The sequence below is a fragment of the Sinanaerobacter chloroacetimidivorans genome (genome assembly GCF_018128545.1).
In the GTDB taxonomy this organism is placed as follows: domain Bacteria; phylum Bacillota; class Clostridia; order Peptostreptococcales; family Anaerovoracaceae; genus Sinanaerobacter; species Sinanaerobacter chloroacetimidivorans.
In genome coordinates, this window is record NZ_JAGSND010000025.1 from 1 (window position 1) to 19106 (window position 19106).

Here is a 19106-nt window from a genome sequence, read left to right on the forward strand (position 1 = left end):
AGTCGGCTGACCAATTAGATTTCTCTTTAATCTAATGCTCACACACGAGCGATACTATAGAGTCCTTGCGGACGCACGTACATGCAATCGTGGTTGGTGTAATAGTAAAACTCCAGCTGACTGTAGATGCCTGGCGACAAGCTGCGGCTGAAGGTGATGCCGTTGGTAGTTGTTGCGTAGTCAAGCTGATCCCACTGTCCGGTCAGTACGTTATAGCCGCGAACACGTCCAAAGTCGTTGCCGCTGTGACCTGAAACAGGAGGAACAGTGAAGGTGTAATTTGTAATGGTTGCGCCCGCGATGCCCTGCTCCAGAATGACGGATTCCGGTCCGCTCAGCGTCATGCCGCCGCCTCTGTTGGGGTCGGCAATAAAGAACACGATTGCAGCCCAAGGCGATTCAGCGCCGGTGGAGTCCACAGCCTTCACACGCACCACATTTTTGCCAAGAGGATAATTGGCGCTGGTCTGTGCCGGGCGGCCTTCCCATACATAGGTGATGGCGTCACCGTCAGCATCAGAGCTTGAGGCTGTGATGGTAATCGGTACGCCGGGAGCGATGCTGTTGCCGTCAGGGGTGCGGGTAATCACCGGAGTTGTGGGAGCGGTGTTTGTTACTGTGAAGGTGATGGCCGTCCAATCGGAGTACAGCCCCCAGACGTCTCTTGCTCTGACATAAACGGTGCTTGTACCAACAGGATAGTAGCTGTCCGCTGTATTTCCTGAATACTCAAGCGTTACAGCGTCGCCATCAGGATCGGTAGCCGAAGCTGAGATGTTCACCAACAGCTTGCCGTTTTGCGCCGTTCTGGTAACCGTTGCACTACCAGTAGGTTTGTTCGGTGCAGTATTGGTGATGGTGATGCTCTGCGAATAGGTGAATACTCTGCCTGTGCTGTCGGTAGTGCTTGCGGTCAGAACATAACTGCCAGGTGCATTAATGGCAATCGCGCCGCCACTGTTTGACAAAGATCCTGAATAGTTTGCAGGAGTGCCGTCCTTTGTCAGCGACCATGTGAGGGTTCTGCCCTCCAGTCCGGATACGGACGTTAGGGATACATTGATGTTGCCGCCGATGTGGACAGAGGACGGGATGGTAAATGGAAAACTGGCTATTGGTTTGACTGTCGCCGTGTTGGATGTGAATGTGAATTTTCTGCCGTTTACGTCCGTTGCTTCCGCAATCAGCTTCACAGCAATGGTTTTATCCGTGCTGATGGTAAGACTGCCCCCTCCTGTACCGACAGAGCCTGTGGCATATTGGGTATAGGGCTTTGCCTGGCCGCCATCCACAGAGATAAGCCAATCGATGCTCGTTCCGTTAAGCTCTGAGCCGGAGGCGGTGACGGCAATAGGGTCGCCGCTGTAGCTGAGTGCCGTGAGTCCGAGGGTCATCGACGGGATAGGATATACAGTGAAGCTTTGGCTCTTGGTGAAGGTGCGGCCGGTGACGTCTGTCAGAGTGAGCGTCAGCTCATACTGACCTTTTGCCGGGAAGGTGATTGTACCGCCCGCTTTAGACAGGGTTCCGTTGACATAGGTTGAATATGGCTCTACGTCGCCGCTGTCCTTACTAATCGTCCAGCTTGCGGTGAGGTTCTCCAAATCAGTGCCGCTGACACTGACCGTTCCTGCTTCCCAAACGTACCAGGGCTGCGTGCTGCTGAGAGAAACAGCAGGAATGGGATAGACAGTAAAGCTGCGGCTTTCGGTGAAGGGACGGCCGTTTACATCTGTCATCGTAAGGGCCAACTGGTACTGTCCTTTTGACGGGAAGGTAATCGTGCCGCCATCCTTAACCAAGTCGCCGGAAGCGTAAGCATAATATGGCTTCGCATCGCCAGCTCCCTGCCTGACTGTCCAGCTTTCAGTAAGGTTCTCCAAATCTGCGCCGCTGACTCCGACTGTTCCGGCTTCTCCGGCGTGCCAGGTCTGCGGGATGCTTAAATTCATCGAAGGAATCGGGTAGATAGTAAAGCTCTGGCTTCGGATAAAGGTTCGACCTGTAAGGTCTGTCATGGTTAGGGTCAGCTTATACTGCCCCTTTGTAGGGAATGTAATTGTACCGCCAGCTTTTGTGAGCGTGCCGGATGCATAATTCGAATACGGCTCAGCGCCGCCGTCATCCTTTATAACAGTCCAGTCTGCGGTGAGGTTTTCCAGATCCGTGCCGATGACGCTGACCGTTCCGGCTTCCCCAGCGTACCAAATCTGCGGCGCGCTGAGTGAAATGACCGGGATCGGATAAACCGAGGTAGAGGCACTGTAGGAGAACACTCTGCTCAGCGCGTCCGTCATGGATGCGGTGAGAGTGTAATCCCCGACCTGCGTAAAGCATATTTTGCCGCCGTAAGGGTTCAGGCTTCCCTCCATTATGCCGGAAGGCTCAACCTGCTCGCCGTCCTTGGTAAGTGTCCACTCAACTGGCAGCACATTGTTGTTGCCGCGTGTTCTCAAGTCGATGGTGCGGTCGGTGTGAGTCGCTTCAGGAAGCTCGAAGGAAATATTAAGCACAGGCAGGACTTCAATTTTGCCGCCGTTCTCAAACAGGAACACCCGCCCCGTTTCATCGGTGATGCGGGCAATCAGCTCATAGGTTCCGGCATGCTTGAAGCGGATAGCACCGCCGGTGTTATCCAGCGTTCCGCTGACATAAGTCCCAAAATCCTGGAATCCGAAGCCGTTCTCCAACAGCCACTCGACCTTCAGGCTGCCAAGCTCAGAGCTTTCCGGAACCACGTTGATGACGGTGTCGGTATGGGCAGTTTCCGGCAGAGTATATGAAATGCTAGGAACGGGGTACACCTTGACCGGTGCTGTGTAGCTGTAGCTTCTGCCAGCAGGATCGGTGAAGGAGGCTCTGAGAACATACTTGCCTTTATTTATAAAGCGGATGGAGCCGCCCGCATTGGTCAGCTCGCCCTGAACCGCATCGGCAAGGTCAACAGCTTCTCCGTCCCTGGTCAGCGACCACTGGATTGCGGCGTCACCGAGGTTTTCAAAGCGGGCTTCCACATGGATTGTTTCATCGGTATGGGTAATCTCCGGCGCATAAAATCCGATGGAGCCTACCGGATAGATGGTGATGGTCTGGGAGGCTTCAAAGGCTCTGCCGATTTCATCAGTGAGCGTTCCGGTGAGCATATACACGCCCTTGTCCTTAAAGCGGAGCGTACCTCCCTCGTTGGCCAGCGTACCCTCGACCGCATCCGCAAGGGCGATGGCCTCACCATTTTGGGTAAGGCTCCAGTCGACATTCAGACCGTCAGCCTCCTTCAGAGTCGTCACCACATTAAGAGTTGTATCAGTGTGGGATGCAGCTGGAAGCGAAAAAGCGATTTCCGCTACAGAATAGACCTTTGAGTTTTCACTGTGAGTGAACGCCCTCCCGGTTTCATCGGTGATGGACGCTGTGAGCGTATATTCACCCTTGTTCCTGAACACAAAGGTGCCGCCTTCGTTTCCGAGCGTTCCGTCCAGAATATCAGTCGGCTGGACTGCTTCGCTGTCCTTCGTCGCCGACCACACGATATCGTGACCGTAGAGCTTTTCCAATGGGAAGGCGAGCGTTACTGATTTGTCGGTATGGGTGGTATCCGGCAGGTCAAAGCTCATGTCGATGACTGGATATACTGTAATCTGTTTGGACAGCACCGTTTCTTTTCCTCTGGCGTTTTTAGCTGTGGCGGTCAGGGTATACTGTCCGTCCTCCTTGAACTGAATGGCGCCGCCTTCCAAGCCAAGTGAACCGTTAGCAGCATCCTCCAGATCCACAGGCTGCTCAGAGCCGTCCACGGCGGTTTTGGTCAGCGACCAGGTATAGCTTTTCATATACTTCCATACTGGCATGACCTTTATCTCTCTGTCAGTATGAGCCGTTTCGGGAAGCTCAAAGCGTACCTGCGCGTCCGGATAATAATATCCGCCGCCTCCCGAACCTCCTGAACCTCCTCCCGGATTACCCGGAGTTGGTGTGGGAGTCGGAGTCGGCTGATTTTCATCCGGATTTGTCGGAGTTGGTGTGGGCTGCTCGGTGGTACCCGGCGTTGGACTCGGAGTAGTTGTGTCCGGCTCTGTCGGCTTCGGAGTGACCTTGTCAATCATATCCTCGGCGTCGCCCTTGGTAACAGGATCATTGGGACGGATTTTGTTGCCATCCGTATCCCCGATGATTCCGTCCTCACGGCCGATGATGACATATCCCTTGTCATCATCCTTGATGTCCGACTGGTCATCATAACCGCTGTGCCCCTGTGTATTTTTAGCTTCCTCATCCTTATCCTCCGCTCTCACAAGCATCTTGACAATTTCCGCGCGGGTGATGGGATCGTCAGGAAGGAAGCCGTCAGGGTAATCGGCTGGATCAATGATTCCTGCATCAATCAGCGCCTCGATGTACTTTTCCGACCAATGGCCGTCGATGTCTGAGAAGCTGGGCGGCTCTTTTTCCGTATTTGTGGTATCCAGTTGCATGTCCTTTGCCATAATGGCTGCGTACTCGCCGCGTGTGATGATGTCATCCTGCCCGATAAAGCTCTCCGGATGCATGCGATATGCCGTATAAATGCCGCCGCATATCAGGAGAAGCAGAGCAAGAGTAATAATAGCAATGCGCTTTCCTTTCTTTTTCATGGGTTTTCTCAATCCTTTCTTTTAAATTTGACAAATCGAGTAGGAGGGAATTGATTATTTCAATTCCCGACCTCTCACACCACCGTACGTACCGTTCGGTATACGGCGGTTCAAATAGGAATTAATGTATTAATAAATACCTTTCGGTTATTGTCGGGAATCCTTGTTTCTTGAGCCTTTCATTGGTTAAGGCAGTTGCTAGGATTGGGCTATTGGAAATTCTCCAGTAGCCTTTTCTTGTGTTGGCATATTCCCACGCTTTATAGTTATCAATTCCAAGCCTAACAAGGTTGTCATGCCTGGTTTTGATTCTCTTCCAGCGTTTCCAGTAACACATTCTTATCCTTCTTCTAAGCCATTCATCCAATTCCTTTGCCAGTTTGCCCATATCCGCAGTTCCAAAGTAGTTCACCCATCCAGTAATAATCTGTTTGAGTTTCGCAATCCTCTCTTTTATACCCATTGCATTGCTTCTGCCTGTAACAGCTTTCAGCTTTGTTTTGAGCTTTCTAACGGATTTGGGATGTACTCTTATTCCGGTTTCGCCCTTTTTAAGGTAGAACGAAAATCCAAGGAATTTTAGCTTCCATGGCCTATCTACTGCGCTTTTATCCTTGTTGACTTTGAGCTTGAACTCTTCTTCAAGAAATTTCGTGATACTTGCCATTACTCTCTCCGCTGCTTTCCTGCTTTTGACGTAAATATTACAGTCATCTGCGTAACGGCAAAATTTCAATCCCCTCTTTGTAAGCTCCTTGTCCAGTTCGTTCAGCATTATGTTGCTGAGAAGCGGAGAAATATTCCCGCCTTGTGGCGTTCCTTCCTCCGTATCAATGACCACACCATTTATCATGACTCCTGATTGCAGGTATTTCCTTATCAGTGACAGTACTCTGCCGTCTTTTATCGTTTTTGACAGAATGCGCATCAGTTTGTCATGGTTTACTGTGTCAAAGTATTTTGCAATGTCAATGTCTACAGTCCATTTGTAGCCTGCGTCTATATATTCCTTGCATTTCCTTATAGCTTGGTGTGCGTCTCTTTCCGGCCTGAATCCATAGCTGTTGTCTGAAAATTCCCTCTCATAAATTGGAGATAGAACCTGTGCAATAGCTTGCTGTATCACCCGGTCAAGCACTGTGGGTATTCCCAGTAACCTTATTCCCCCGTCAGGTTTGGGTATTTCAACCCTCCTGACAGGTTTGGGACTATACGTCCCTTCCATGATAGCCTGCTTCATTCGGTCTCCATTTTCTCTTAGAAACGGCAAAAGTTCATCTACCGTCATTCCATCAATTCCATGCTTCCCTTTGTTTGACTTGACCTTCTTAAATGCCTTGTTCATGTTGTCTCGGTCAAGAATTTTCTCAAGCAGCCCCATGGCGTACCATTTTCCATCGTTTGTTTCCTTGTCTGACATGGAAGAAATGCTCAACGCTCCTGCATTACCTTCGAGTTCCACTCTATCTTCCTGCAGGTAACCCTCTTTATGAAGTTGTCTGTTTTCACTGCATTTCCTCGTGTCCTTCAAATTCTCCAAACCTCCTACTGTTCAGTCCTTCCCAGTATGTACATCCATGCTGGTACTATGACCTCTGCTGACTTCTCATGATAAATCTTGTTTCAACCGTGATTCAAATTTCATTTCCTCACGTCCATGAGCTATCCGCGGGTAAGCTCGCGCCCCTTCATCCCATATACCTGCTGCATTTACACCGTAAGCCTCGGATAGCATTGGACTTCGTTTTGTTCAGCAAACTCGTCCGGTTTACATATGCCTTATATGCAGTTTCTGTTCGTCAGGCCGGGACTTTGCCTCCGGCTTCCTTCAGATTCCACCTCACGATGGACACCCTTGCCCTTGGCTAACGGTTGGTGCTATCAACCCCCGTAACGGACTTTCACCGTCAAGGTCGCGCGCATGCCGCGCGCACTAAAAAAGCCGGAACCATTTTTTCTGTTTCCGGCTTCAAGTCCTTATTTGGTTCATAGCTTCATTTCCATGCCGCCCTGCTCCGGCTGTTCCTTTTGCAAGGCTTCCTGCAATGGGAGGACAACCTTTCCGTCAAGCATTTCAAATACGCAGAAGTCATCCCTGTCACAGATCATAACCCTGTGCTGGTAGTCCTTCTGCATTTCGATGTAGTCCTGCACCTCCTTGATGCTGCACAGCCACACGCCGGAGGTATATCTGCCATTCGGCAAAAAACAATAGCCGCTGTACTGCGGCTCATGACTTTTCAGATCCAAGGCTTCAGTAGGACGGATTTGTGAAAGCTGTAGACGGGCATGGTCGGTAAGGATTTCCGGCTTAGCGACGCCAAGTATGTCGCTCCGGTTCCACCGAACCTGCTCTCCGTCAGCAAGGGAACCGGCAAAGACAGATCTGCCACTGGGATTTGGATTGCTGCCGAAGCCTCCGGTGCAGAAGTACATCTGATGTTTGGCGCTGCGGAATTCCTCCGACAGCGTTGAGGGACTAAGGACAATGACCTTGCCGCCTATTGGCATACCGTATCCGGTTTGTATGCAGTCCTCCTGTGTAAATAATTCTTTCTCAGTCAACTCAGATCGGCTCCTTTCTTTTCTCGATGATATCCAGCAGCCTTGCCGCTATGGATATAAGCGTATCCTCCGGCATATCACGGATGGCGGCACGGACGAACGCCTCTACCGCCTCCGGCGACTGGTCGCCGATTTCAATGAGGTCAACCTTTTTAGCGGTGACGACGCCCTTCTGGACACCAAGCCTCACAATGTCGCCATGCTCCATTTCAGCAGCGGCGCGGAGTGCCTTTGGAATCAGGACGCGGCCTTTTTCGTCAAGTATTTTGTAAATGGGCTTTGCTTTCATACGAAGTAACCCTCCTTTCTCATAACCTCCCGAACCGTGTCGGGGTTGATGCCGAGTGTAGCGAACAGCTCGTGAAGCTCATCCGGCAGATTATCCAGAATATCCGCTTCCAATATAACGATGGCACCCGGCGCGCAGACAATTTCCAGAGCGCTTGCTTCCGAAATCTCAGCCGCTTCCAGAAGCAAGTCGGGAAGGGTCAGGGAAATCTCCACGCCATCTTCTTGGCAGTCACACAACGGCTCATCTGCTTCAGGCGCAATGGGGGTAAGGACAATCTGCGGACAGGTATTTTCATCCGCATCATCATCCACAGCGAGAGTGACATTCACCTCATCGCCCGGCTTTAGCCCTGCGGTGTCGAGCGCCCCTGTCTGCAGGGTGATACGACCGTGCTTATCCACGGACGTAACCATTTTAAATAGCTTCATAATGTAAATCCTCCTGAAAAATATGATTTGATTTTGTTATAGCGTGCCGAAAAAACCGCCTACGTCGAATAAGCCCATTTGCAAAGGTATATCCCGCATGCGCTCGCCAGTATCGTAGTTGGAGATCAGCACCTCGGCATATTCACAGCCGTTGTCATAACGTTGCGCGAGGTTGTTGATCCGGCTGACCGCTTCGATATTGAAGTCTTTATACAACTCCCGAATGAATTCGCAGTCGTTGTAGCTGACCAGCCATTTGCCCAGACAGGATGCCAAGGTATCTCGCAGGCGGTAGTGATCCTCTTTTCTGAACACCACCTCGTAGTGTCCCTCCGTTTGATAATATGGGGGGTCGCAGTAAATGAAAGCGTGTTCTCGGTCGTACTGCTTTATCAGAGCTTCAAAGTCCTTGTTCTCAATGACTGTGTCCTTGAGCCTCCGGCTTGCCTGCCAAATGAGGTCAAAAGTTTTACGGATATCGAATGGCTGACATCCATAACTGGTGCAGCCGCTTCCGTAACTTAATCGGATGAGCTTGTAAAAGGCTGCGGCGCGTTTCACATTGTTCATCTGCGCCTTTTCTAAAAGGATGGGCTTAATTTCTTCAAACTGAAGCTCAGTGAGATGCTTTTGCGCTATCTCCAATTCCTCATGCAGATACTCGTTTGTGAATTCCTCCTTCTCCAGAAATTTTCTCAGGACATTGAATTCGTCCCGCCCATTAAGAGGAAGAAAGCCAAGCTCTTTTAGCAAAGCCAGGGGTCTGTCACGGATACAGGTGAACATATTGGCAAGGTCGGAGTTAAAATCGTTATATACCTCCATGACGGTGCTTGGCCTTCGACCGAATAACACCCAGCCGCCTCCGCCAAATACCTCGATGTACCTGCCGAATTCCTTCGGCAGCCTCTGATAAATCAGATCCCGCAGAGACTTTTTACCGCCCACCCAGCTGATGGGACTGTTCATTGCATCACCTCCCTGGGCTGCGGGAGCTAATCCTTTCAACCTCGGTTCTCAGACAGGAGCCGTCAGGACTCCAGCAGATGAAGCCGACGCCGGGATATGGGCAGCCATCACATCGGGTGGTATCTTTGGGCGGGGGGACGGTAAACTTTTTAGGCAGACCGGTTTCTCCCGCATTTACTTTTGCTTCTGTGCTTAAATCATTGTTCATGGTTCAGCTCCTTTCTCGGAAAAACAAAAAAGGCGCTGCCTTTTTTGTAAAGACAGCGCCCTCTCGTTCATTTATTTAGTTGTTTGGCTCACAGTTTCGGAAATAGAAATAGCGCCCTTCAGCTCCAAGAGAAACTAAAGAGCGCTACATATTCATCTGCATTCTCTGGTCGGGGTATAGGATAGCGAAGCTTTTCGTCTGCAGATGCGTGACCGCCTAGCTCAATAAAAATTCGTGATTGGCCTTAAGCCAATTGAGATCCTCGGCTGTGGCGTCCTCCGGCTTACCTTCACCATAATAGTAAGATTTGACCGTCGCCGTTATATATTCTGATTCACCGCAGTCCTCGACCAGCTCTTTATATAACTGGGACTTTTGAATGTCCTCCGCTTCGGGGATACCACTCATGAGGCCGACTGCACTGATGCCGGTGTTGGTTTCCAGACCAATGATGGAGAACACCTTGCTCATTTTACATTCCTCCCATCACCGGACCGCCGTATCCAGCATCAGGCGAGCTGTTTTTCATCTCCTGCTCCAGCTTCATGGAGTAATTTTCGCTGTCCCAAAAGCTGACATAGATTTCTCCATCCGGCGTTTTGATGGGACGCTGCTCGAATCCTTCCCCATAACCATCAGAGTTCTGACCGCACACATAGTCCATAAGCGCAGCGGTTTCTTCTCCGGTGAGAGTCTCCTTCAGCCCTGCGGTCATGACTCCCCACAGCTCGCCATCAACAACCTCCACTGTCGGGTAGAGACTATGCACCTTTTCTTTAAGAGCTTCGTCGTGAATGTACTCGGCAAGACCTCGGTCATTTTCAAAGTGCCGGTTCTCCTTTGCTATGGCAGCGAGGATTTGATCCTCATATGCCACCGCATCCCTGGACGAGATATCCTCCCGCTCATCCTCCGAGCAGTCATACTGAGGATAGCTGAAAATCTTCAGAGGGAAAAAGATACGCATTGTTTCGTTTGCCATTTTGATTTCCTCCATTCGTTTTTATATGAACCCTAAAAAAGGGCATAAAAAAAGAGGGGGTATCTTCGTTAGAAAATACTCCCGCTGATTTTTTAGGCATCGGTATATGGTTGTTTCGATACGTGATAACAGAAAGCAGAAATCCTTCCTCAATTATGAAAAAGGATTTCTGCTTTTTTGAAATGTTAACCTTGCGCCTTCAAAATCGTAATTGCTCTACATATCAATAAAACAGTACCGCTAATAACGCCGGCAGAAACACCGATAATTTTTAATATCTTTATAACGGCCCCTCTGCTACCCTCTTAATTCTTTTGACACGTCAGCATTCCCTGTGGATTGTTTCCGTCCAGAAAACGATGTCCTTCCAATTACGGAAGTCGCCTTCGGGCGCTTGTACTTTGTTAATGATCCACTTTTCAAAAGGGTTCAGCGTTTTCAGCTCCAATTTTCCTCCAAAGCAGGTGATATCACGAGGATGTATGCGTTCAATGACTGGTCGGAGAGATTTAGGGTAAAACCAGCCGTCCATCTGTTCAATCGGGTTTCCGGGGCCGGTTGGGCCGCATATAAAGAGCCAAACAGGCAATTTCTCCAATACTTCTATGTTCCTTTTCAAAAAATGCACGACTTTTTTATGCCAAAGACCGATATAAACCGAGCTACCGAGGATGATTTTACTGTAAGGAGTCAGATCAGTTACTGTACCGGCATCCAGCACATCCACCTGCAAGCCTTTTTGTCTGAGTGTTTCACCGATTCTTTCAGCTATCTCCGCAGTCGAGCCTCTTTTGGAGCCATAAGCCACTAATATTTTCTTATCCATTGGTTACCCCTCCCTTGTCAATGTCATGAGCGCATCCCGATATGAACGCGAGAATTAGGAACAGCAGCCCGACACCCAAGGTAGATACCATTACCGTGCTGATGCTGTCCGGATTGGATACGCCGGGTACAAATCCAAATATTGCGATTTGCAACGTAATAAGTATAAACAAGGAGCTGACAATCAAGAAAGGACGCCATAGCTTTGACAAAAACCTGCGCGTACCTACTGGCAGAACCTTTCTCCACCAATTGAGAGGCTTATGGATACGCAGGGACATTGCCCATCCAATCATAAAGAAAATTATCTGAGCTATTCCGCCTCCGACTAAAAACAACAGGATAAACAACGACAGAAATATCAAAGAGGCATACTTTTTATACATAAAGCCCGCCGACCAGATGATGACGGCAACCCCCACCAGCATGGCGGCAATACCGGTTATCAGGAAATTTGGGATGATGGTAAAGGCAGGCTCATTTCCATGAAGCCACATTCTGTTTGCCTCTCCGATGGCGTCAATTACATAGCCATTCGTGGCAGTATTGCCTTGCAACGCTTCAAAAAAGCCATGACTCATGCCACCAATGCCGAAAATGACACCGAGCGTGGCAACGATTGTCTGAATCGCACGATTGACGTTGCCTTGTCTTGTATTAATAGTATTTTCGCTTATCATTACTCTACCTCCTTGATTCGTCCGGATAATACGCAATCGACTATTTGATTGATCTTTTGCTTCCTCTTTTCCTCATCAAAAAAATCCGTATCCAAATATCTGCTATAAAACTCTGGTTTCAGCACAATATGGTGAAATGGAATCATGAGCTGCATGGCGATAATATTCAAGTCCGATTCATCGCACTCAGTCAATATCTCTTTTAGCAAGGGCGTGACCAATTTGCAGGAATTCCCGCAGCCGGATTTCAGTTCGAGTGAAATAGCGATTTTGCATATATTGCGGTATTTGAACGCCGCATCCGCTGTTGCGAGCAGCATATTCCGCAGCCGTGTCTGCGCGTCGATAGCCATGTGGTTATTTTGGTTGGACTTCTCAATAATTTCGCCCATCATCGTTCCTACAACCTGGCTGAGCAGATTCTCTTTTGACTGGTAGTAATAATTAACAAGCGCAAGATTTACGCCAGCTTTTGATGCAATCTCTCTCGTCGTTATCTGCTGATCGTTTTTTCCCTCAGCCACCAATTCCAGTGCAGCCTGGAATATCTTTTCTTTGGCATTTGCCTCATCTTGATTCATACTTGATACTCCTTATTAAACAAGTTTTAATCATGTTTAATATTATACTCCATGCTTAGAGATTGTCAATAGCTTTTTTACCATATTTTAATAAAACCCCCTTGACATCATTATTAATATGCTATATATTTTAACTAAGTTCAATTATTTTAACTAAGTTAAAGTACCCGGAGGTTAATGTGAAACAGACGAAAAAAGAACGTACTCAAAAAGAAATCATCGAGGCTGCGAAGGATATCATCCATGATAAAGGACATGAAGCCGTTACTGTTCGATATTTGGCTGAAGTAACAGGATATTCATATACCAATCTATATTATTATTTTAAGGATGTGAATGCTCTCTTGTGGACATTACGTCTCGATATGATTGAGGATATGATTACAGAGCTTACATCCATTTCCTTTAAGAAGGATGATCCTGTGGAAGAAATCCTTGGCGCTTTTTTCTGCTATACGGACTATTTCTTCAAACACCCGAATGTCTTCCGTTTTTTTTACTTTTACCCTTTTGTTCAACCGGAAGGAGATGACAGTTATCAAAAGCTTGAGCAACGATTTCACAGCATGTGGCAGACATCCTTTATCAGGCTAATCCAGGAAGGCATCATTCAAACTGAGGATATTGAAGTTGTAGCCAAGACTATCATTTACGCCTTACAGGGAATGATCATGCTGAGTTTCTCATCCAATGGTGCTACACAAAAAGAAGACATCAAAGATGAACTTATAAAACTTGTGAATTACTTATTCAATAAGAATAAGAGAAATTATTAAGGAGGTTATGTCTTATGAACCAAGGTTTCAAAATCAACTTTCAGCCACTTTATCGCGTCGCCCAGTTTTTGGCTTTAACAATGCTCATTCTTATTCCATTACAAATCGTTATTTATGTGATTGCACCGCCACCGGATACTGTTAAAGGATTCTTTGAACTTTATCAGCAAAATCCGTTTTTAGGACTTCTGAGCTTGGATTTTCTTTACCTGTTTAACAATATGATTATTGTAATAATCTATTTAGCCCTCTTTGTCCTCTTATACCGAGAAAAGCCCGTTATTGTACTCTTGGCATTAATACTTGGTTTAATCGGCATCGCATGTTATTATCCGTCCAATCCTGCGTTTGAAATGCTGACTTTAAGCAATCAGTATTTTCAGGCGCTGCCTGAACAGCAAACTATATATTTGGCAGCCGGCGAAGCCTTAATGGCTGGTTATACAGGCACCACCTTCGATGTCTACTATGTATTGAGTACAATATGCCTGCTGTTATTTGCCTATGCATTAATAAAAAGCCATAAGTTTAAGAAATCGGTTGGCTTGTGGGGGTTAGCTTCCGGATTCTTTATGATCGTACCCTCATCGGCAGGAGTATTGGGCATGATTTTTTCTTTACTATCCCTCATTCCTTGGGTGGTATTCATTGCGCTACTGATGATAAATTTCAGGAAATTCGCCGCCGACACTTCATTTTAACTGGGATGTATAATCTGATACATTATCTGCAATGAGCGTTTATAACAAGGAGGGTAGCATGAAAAAGCGATATATTGTAACAATTATTGTTGTGCTTGTCTTGGCACTCGGTTTTATCACTACGAAGCTTTTGCTAGCGAAAGCCGAAGGGAACCTGAAACAGTTGGCTCTTTCAGAAATATCTGATGTCGATCTTGCCGCAGCAGAGGATGGCATTTACATTGGCAGTTATTCGGCCTTTCCGATATCAGTTGAAGTCAGGGTAACTATAAAGAATCATATCATAAAAGAAATTGAGCTATTAAAGCACAATAACGGCCAAGGGCAAGGAGCTGAAATTATTCCCGAAAATGTTATAGAGGCGCAGTCCTTAAATGTAGATAGTGTATCTGGCGCTACATATAGTAGCAAAGTCATTTTAAAAGCAATCCAGAATGCAATATTAAAAGCTAGTGGATAGACAACATGATTTATTTATAATCCAGAAAGGAAGATTACAATGAAAATCGGAATTATTATTCATTCTCAGACCGGGCATACGCTTTCCGTTGCACATAAGCTTCGTGAGCAATTTCTTAATGCAGGGCATACCGTTTCAATCGAAAGAGTCGCAGCATCAAACGATACAGAAACAAATGTGGATTCGATAGCACTGACATGTGTGCCGAAGCTCGATAAATTTGATATGCTCGTTTTCGGGGCTCCGGTGCGTGGCTATATGTTATCTCCGGTCATGCAGGCGTATCTCCGCCAACTCCAATCTCTCAAAGGTAAAGTTGTTCTGGGGTTCGTCACACAATTTTTCCCTAAACCGACGATGGGTGGCAATCAGGCCATCGAGCGTTTGTCTGCGATCTGCCGTTCCAAAGGAGTAGAGGTAACAAAAACAGGAATCATTAATTGGCTCAATCCATTCAAGCGAAAGAAATTAATCGTAGAAACCGTTGATAAATTTCAAATACGAGTTTGAGTGCTTCGGCCTCGACGTGTCTGCAATATATAGCTTAAATGGGCATCATCTTCAAAAATACCGAATGTCATCTATGAAATGCCCCAAAACACAGGCTCAAAAAATGCACTTTTTCAGCCCGATTTTTGCTCATTTTTTGCTCCAAAACCACTACATATAGTGGTTGACTTGGATCATTTGCCCTTCAAACCACAATTCGTCATCAGAACTATACTCTCAACGTGATTCCCCCAAGGAAACATATCCACCGGCTGTGCTTCCACAAACGCAAACCCCTTCTCGCCAAGCAACTTAATGTCCCTGGCCAGGGTGGCCGGGTCGCAGGATACATAGACGATTCTGTCCGGGGAGGCCTCCGCCACTGCATCCAAAAGGGCAGGATCGCAGCCTGCTCTTGGCGGGTCCAGGATTACCACATCAGCTTTTATTCCTTTTTCCAGCAGCTTCGGCAGCTCCTCTTCCGCCTTTCCGCAGATAAATTCCGCGTTGACGATGCCGTTAATTACTGCGTTCCTGTTGGCGTCAATAACCGCCGGTTTCACGGATTCGATACCGATTACCTTTTTCGCCTTGGAAGCGCAGTATAATCCTATGGTGCCTACACCACAGTACAAATCCAACACCGTTTCATTGCCGGTAAGCCCAGCGTAGGACAGTGCCTGATCGTAAAGCCTCTTCATCTGTACGGGATTTACCTGATAAAAGGACATGGGGGAAATCTCAAACTGCAAATTGCCTACCGCATCCAAGATGGTAGGCTTCCCTGCAAGTGTGATGCATTCCTCACCCATAATTTCCGAGGTTTTCTTTTTATTGATATTTAAGACGACACTTTCCAGAGAATACTCCATCCCATTTTCATCAGGTGGAATCTCACTGATAGCGTCGTCCATCATGTAAACCAGTTTTTCACCGTTTGGCAGGCCTTTTCCGTTAATCACGAGAATTGCCATAACTTCACCGGTCTGGAAGGCGGTCTTTACAATGAGATGACGGATGAGACCCTTTCCGGTTTCTTTGTCGTAGGCCGTAATATGATCCGATTCCATAAAATTCTTGAGCACCCTGGCCAGTCTTACTGCAGACTCGGACTGAATCATACAGGCGTCACATTGTACCACATCATGGCTCTTGGCCTTATAAAAACCGATACTGCATGGGCCTGCATTAGCAAGGATGCCTCCTTTTCTGGTCACAATGCCCCCGCCGCTTACCGGAAATTGGGCTTTGTTTCGATAATAAAAGGGCCTGTCCATGCCGATGGTGTCAAGAACTCTGGGATTTTCAAGGCCGCCGATTCGGATCAGCTTGTCCTTCACCATTTTTTTCTTCAATGCCAGTTGTCCCTCATAGCTCATGGTCTGCAGGGAACAGCCGCCGCAGATTCCTGCAGACGGACATACGGCTTCCACTCTGTTCGGTGATGGCTGCAGGATTTCTTCCAGGTGGCCAAAGGCATAATTCTTTTTTACTTTGGTTAATCGGGTTTTTATTACATCTCCCGGGATAGCTCCCTCCACAAAGACGGCCATTCCTTCAACTCTGCCGATGCCCTGTCCCTCATTGCTCATATCCTCTATTGTAAGCTCGCAGATTTGTCCTTTTTCTATCATTTAATTTATGACTCACTTTCTATTCATTACTGTTTACTATAACACTTCAAATTCATTTTTATCAAATTTCAAATATCCCTCATCCCGGAGTTTGCCCAGCTCTCTGGACATGGCGCTGCGGTCCACGCTGAGATAATCAGCCAGCTCGTTTCTGGTAAAGGGGATTTTAAACTTATTCTTCCCCACTCGCTCAGAGTAATCCGCTAAATAAGTAAGCAGCTTTTCCTTTGTGGTTTTGCAGGAAAGAATCCGCATTTTTTCATTCATCCATATGTTTTTTACAGCAATGACCTTCAACATATTTTCTACCAAAATCCGATGAAAGTCACAAGCAAAGGAACACCTTGCCACCACCTTGCTGAAAGGAATCCAGACCACTCTGCAGGCAGCGGTGGCAATAACGGTGATGGGCACGTCCTGGTAACCCGCTGCCACGTAGGCTTCGGCAAAGAGATCCGCTCTGGAAAGCTCAGACAGAATGGCTCGATTGCCTTCTGCATCTTCTCTGGTAATCTGAGCAGAACCTTCCATGATAATTCCGACAGAAGTGACTTTCGTGCCGGCCAAAAGTATGATATCATTTTTCTCGTATTTCTTTTCCGAGGCATCAAGACATTTCAGCATGCTCTCTAGATCTTTTTCGTCAATTCCTTTGAAAAGAGCGGAAGAAAGCAGTATTTTAAAATTTTGTTTCAAATTTTTCACTCCTTTGTTGCAAATGCAACAGTATGATTAAAATCATTGTACTATACTTAAGTCATAAAAGCAAAACAAAAATGAAATGAGATAGACATCAGAAATCTCACAGGTTTGCCGAATTTGAATCAGCAAATGAGGCGAGTAAAGAATGGAGGATCATAACATGATAAGAAAAATTATAAATATCGATCAGGAAAAATGCAACGGATGCGAACTCTGCGTGAAAGCTTGCCACGAAGGCGCCATCGGTATGGTGGACGGCAAGGCAAAGCTGATGAGAGATGATTACTGTGACGGCCTCGGAGACTGTCTTCCTGCATGTCCTACAGGTGCCATCACTTTTGTAGAAAGAGAAGCAGCAGCTTACGACGAAGCAGCAGTAAAAGCTAATATGGCAAAGAATCAGCAGCAAGCACACCATGGGGATATCCCCTGCGGTTGTCCGGGAAGTCAGTCCAGAATGCTGAAAAGAGATCACACTACACAGAATGCTGATCAGATCAATGACGCTCAGCATCAGAACGAAGCAGCACCAGCTGCAGCTTCCGTACCAACTCAGGCAATGGAATCACAGCTTCAGCAATGGCCGGTTCAAATCAAGCTGGTTCCGGTGAATGCACCGTATTTTGACGGAGCAAACCTCCTCATTGCAGCCGACTGTGCGGCTTATGCTTACGCTGATTTCCATAACAAATTTATCAAAAACAGAATTACCATCATCGGTTGTCCGAAGCTGGACGAAGGAGACTATTCCGAAAAGCTAACGGCCATCCTGCAGAATAACAATATCAAGAGCGTAACAGTAGTCCGTATGGAAGTTCCGTGCTGCGGAGGCATTCAGAATGCTGCAATCAACGCTCTGAGAAACAGCGGAAAAATGATTCCTTGGCAGGTAGTAACCATTTCTACCACCGGAGATATCTTAGAAGCATAGCCTTCTCTGAAGCATCATTCATTTCCGGGAACCAGCTGCAGAACAAAAAGAATGAATCGTACTTGACGGAACTTTATTCTGCCCCTGACAGTTTCATTCATATAGATGGCTAAATCGACTAGATTGGCCAGAAAAAATAATAGATAGACTGCATCGAAAGATGGTTGCTCTATCTATTATTTTTTTCTTTCTTTTATTTATTTGCTCTTTTCGTGCTTGCCGTCATGTACGCCGATTTTTTCACCATGGATGATTCCGGCATCCGCATGGTCTCTCGGTTCCATTTTTCGAAGCTCAGGATTGCTTTTTTCTCTGTCTTTTCTTCTATTTTTGTTGTTATCCATCTATCTTACTCCTTTCGAAACTAAGTTTATTATTTTCGAAAGGAGTCAAAAAATGCATCGTTATGACTGATTTGGTTCTTTCATAATACTATTGAAAAGAATATTTAAGATTGCATCTATCGTTTTAGGGGATATGATCTCTTTATGTGTCGACTCCTCATCACCGATATAAAATCCCATACCGTTGACCGTGAGCAGCAGCGCCTCTGCCACTGTTTCCACATCCACGTCTTCGCGAAAAATCTCCATCTCAATCCCGATTTTCAGGCATTTTGAAAAAATTGTTTCAAAATAATCCTGAAGTCCTTTTGCCTGTGCCCGGATTTTCTTTCTATAATTGAGGTGACTGAAAACCTCGGTATAGATAGTGGTATCATGGGAATAATTGATAAAATTACCGAAACCGGTAATGTACAGTTTGAAAAAACGAACCGGGTCATCTTTATTTTGCTGATACATTTCTTCAACCAATGCTTTCAGCCGGCTGAATTGAAACTCAATACAGTCTTCCAAAAGATCATATTTATCATTAAAATATTTATAGATGGCTCCTCGTTTCAATCCTACAGCACCAGCGATGGTTTCCAGATTTATATTATTAAATCCGTATTTTGAAATACCTTCTTCGGCAGCTTGTATGATTGCCATTCGTTCGTCAAAAACCGCAGGGCAGCAGCCCTTTGAATACAGGTTTAATTCTGATAAAAAATCGTGTTTCGTCGGAAAGATTTTATAAAAACTTCTTTTGCTGATTTTGCTCTCTGCCACTATGTTATCGACAGTGAGACTCTTTGCACCCTCGCGTTTGCATATGTTCTGCGCACTCTTTAGGATTTTTTCCCGATAGAGTTCTTCCTCCACTATTCATCCCTTCCATTCTTAGATCGTAGAAACCTGAATTGTCATTT

General features: G+C 46.7%; 21 protein-coding genes. 5 read left to right on the forward strand and 16 right to left on the reverse strand.

Annotated features, from left to right (window positions below; all coding sequences use genetic code 11):
• Positions 1–38 precede the first annotated feature (38 nt).
• From KCX82_RS20995 to KCX82_RS21050, 12 genes are all read right to left on the reverse strand, one after another.
• On the reverse strand, positions 39–4631 hold the full coding sequence (locus KCX82_RS20995; RefSeq protein ID WP_227020427.1) for an S-layer homology domain-containing protein: 4593 nt from the start codon (positions 4629–4631) through the stop codon (positions 39–41).
• Between the two features lie 121 nt (positions 4632–4752).
• Positions 4753–6162 (reverse strand): group II intron reverse transcriptase/maturase, encoded by a 1410-nt coding sequence (gene ltrA, locus KCX82_RS21000; RefSeq protein WP_227020428.1) that lies wholly within the window; start codon positions 6160–6162, stop codon positions 4753–4755.
• Between the two features lie 455 nt (positions 6163–6617).
• Positions 6618–7196 (reverse strand): hypothetical protein, encoded by a 579-nt coding sequence (locus tag KCX82_RS21005; protein WP_227020429.1) that lies wholly within the window; start codon positions 7194–7196, stop codon positions 6618–6620.
• A gap of 1 nt (position 7197) precedes the next feature.
• Positions 7198–7485 carry a division/cell wall cluster transcriptional repressor MraZ gene (locus tag KCX82_RS21010; RefSeq protein ID WP_227020430.1) on the reverse strand — a complete coding sequence of 96 codons (288 nt, stop codon included), beginning with the start codon at positions 7483–7485 and terminating at the stop codon, positions 7198–7200.
• On the reverse strand, positions 7482–7889 hold the full coding sequence (locus tag KCX82_RS21015; protein ID WP_227020431.1) for a hypothetical protein: 408 nt from the start codon (positions 7887–7889) through the stop codon (positions 7482–7484). The genes KCX82_RS21010 and KCX82_RS21015 overlap by 4 nt, the downstream gene beginning before the upstream one ends.
• A 63-nt stretch (positions 7890–7952) precedes the next feature.
• A complete protein-coding gene (locus tag KCX82_RS21020; RefSeq protein WP_227020432.1) occupies positions 7953–8885 on the reverse strand; it encodes a DNA adenine methylase in 933 nt (310 codons plus the stop codon).
• Positions 8886–8889: 4 nt separating this feature from the next.
• The gene (locus KCX82_RS21025; RefSeq protein ID WP_227020433.1) at positions 8890–9093 is read right to left on the reverse strand and encodes a hypothetical protein; all 204 of its coding nucleotides are present in this window, start codon (positions 9091–9093) and stop codon (positions 8890–8892) included.
• A gap of 216 nt (positions 9094–9309) precedes the next feature.
• Positions 9310–9564 carry a hypothetical protein gene (locus tag KCX82_RS21030; protein WP_227020434.1) on the reverse strand — a complete coding sequence of 85 codons (255 nt, stop codon included), beginning with the start codon at positions 9562–9564 and terminating at the stop codon, positions 9310–9312.
• Between the two features lies 1 nt (position 9565).
• Entirely contained in the window at positions 9566–10075 is a 510-nt protein-coding gene (locus KCX82_RS21035; RefSeq protein WP_227020435.1) for a hypothetical protein, read from the reverse strand.
• 322 nt (positions 10076–10397) lie between these two features.
• On the reverse strand, positions 10398–10901 hold the full coding sequence (locus KCX82_RS21040; protein WP_227020436.1) for a flavodoxin domain-containing protein: 504 nt from the start codon (positions 10899–10901) through the stop codon (positions 10398–10400).
• Positions 10894–11580 (reverse strand): hypothetical protein, encoded by a 687-nt coding sequence (locus KCX82_RS21045; RefSeq protein WP_227020437.1) that lies wholly within the window; start codon positions 11578–11580, stop codon positions 10894–10896. The genes KCX82_RS21040 and KCX82_RS21045 overlap by 8 nt, the downstream gene beginning before the upstream one ends.
• The gene (locus KCX82_RS21050) at positions 11580–12161 is read right to left on the reverse strand and encodes a TetR/AcrR family transcriptional regulator (protein WP_227020438.1); all 582 of its coding nucleotides are present in this window, start codon (positions 12159–12161) and stop codon (positions 11580–11582) included. The genes KCX82_RS21045 and KCX82_RS21050 overlap by 1 nt, the downstream gene beginning before the upstream one ends.
• 179 nt (positions 12162–12340) lie before the next feature.
• Here KCX82_RS21050 and KCX82_RS21055 point away from each other — a divergent pair, with 179 nt between their 5' ends.
• From KCX82_RS21055 to KCX82_RS21070, 4 genes are read left to right on the forward strand one after another with little or no spacing between them, the layout of a single operon-like run.
• A complete protein-coding gene (locus tag KCX82_RS21055) occupies positions 12341–12937 on the forward strand; it encodes a TetR/AcrR family transcriptional regulator (RefSeq protein WP_227020439.1) in 597 nt (198 codons plus the stop codon).
• Between the two features lie 14 nt (positions 12938–12951).
• A complete protein-coding gene (locus tag KCX82_RS21060; RefSeq protein WP_227020440.1) occupies positions 12952–13638 on the forward strand; it encodes a DUF4386 family protein in 687 nt (228 codons plus the stop codon).
• Positions 13639–13696: 58 nt separating this feature from the next.
• A complete protein-coding gene (locus KCX82_RS21065) occupies positions 13697–14098 on the forward strand; it encodes an FMN-binding protein (RefSeq protein WP_227020441.1) in 402 nt (133 codons plus the stop codon).
• 39 nt (positions 14099–14137) lie between these two features.
• Positions 14138–14608, forward strand: a complete 471-nt coding sequence (locus KCX82_RS21070; protein WP_227020442.1) for a flavodoxin family protein — start codon at positions 14138–14140, stop codon at positions 14606–14608.
• 173 nt (positions 14609–14781) lie between these two features.
• Here KCX82_RS21070 and rlmD read toward each other — a convergent pair whose 3' ends face one another.
• Positions 14782–16221, reverse strand: a complete 1440-nt coding sequence (gene rlmD, locus KCX82_RS21075) for a 23S rRNA (uracil(1939)-C(5))-methyltransferase RlmD (protein WP_227020443.1) — start codon at positions 16219–16221, stop codon at positions 14782–14784.
• Positions 16222–16257: 36 nt separating this feature from the next.
• Positions 16258–16926, reverse strand: coding sequence for a Crp/Fnr family transcriptional regulator (locus KCX82_RS21080; RefSeq protein WP_319633372.1), 669 nt, complete (start codon positions 16924–16926; stop codon positions 16258–16260).
• 157 nt (positions 16927–17083) lie between these two features.
• On the opposite strand from KCX82_RS21080, the gene KCX82_RS21085 reads away from it, so the two are divergent.
• Positions 17084–17854 (forward strand): 4Fe-4S binding protein, encoded by a 771-nt coding sequence (locus tag KCX82_RS21085; RefSeq protein WP_227020445.1) that lies wholly within the window; start codon positions 17084–17086, stop codon positions 17852–17854.
• A 197-nt stretch (positions 17855–18051) separates the two neighbouring features.
• Here KCX82_RS21085 and KCX82_RS21090 read toward each other — a convergent pair whose 3' ends face one another.
• Positions 18052–18198 (reverse strand): hypothetical protein, encoded by a 147-nt coding sequence (locus KCX82_RS21090; RefSeq protein ID WP_227020446.1) that lies wholly within the window; start codon positions 18196–18198, stop codon positions 18052–18054.
• 60 nt (positions 18199–18258) lie between these two features.
• A complete protein-coding gene (locus tag KCX82_RS21095; RefSeq protein ID WP_227020447.1) occupies positions 18259–19059 on the reverse strand; it encodes a TetR/AcrR family transcriptional regulator in 801 nt (266 codons plus the stop codon).
• Between the last annotated feature and the right edge of the window lie 47 nt (positions 19060–19106).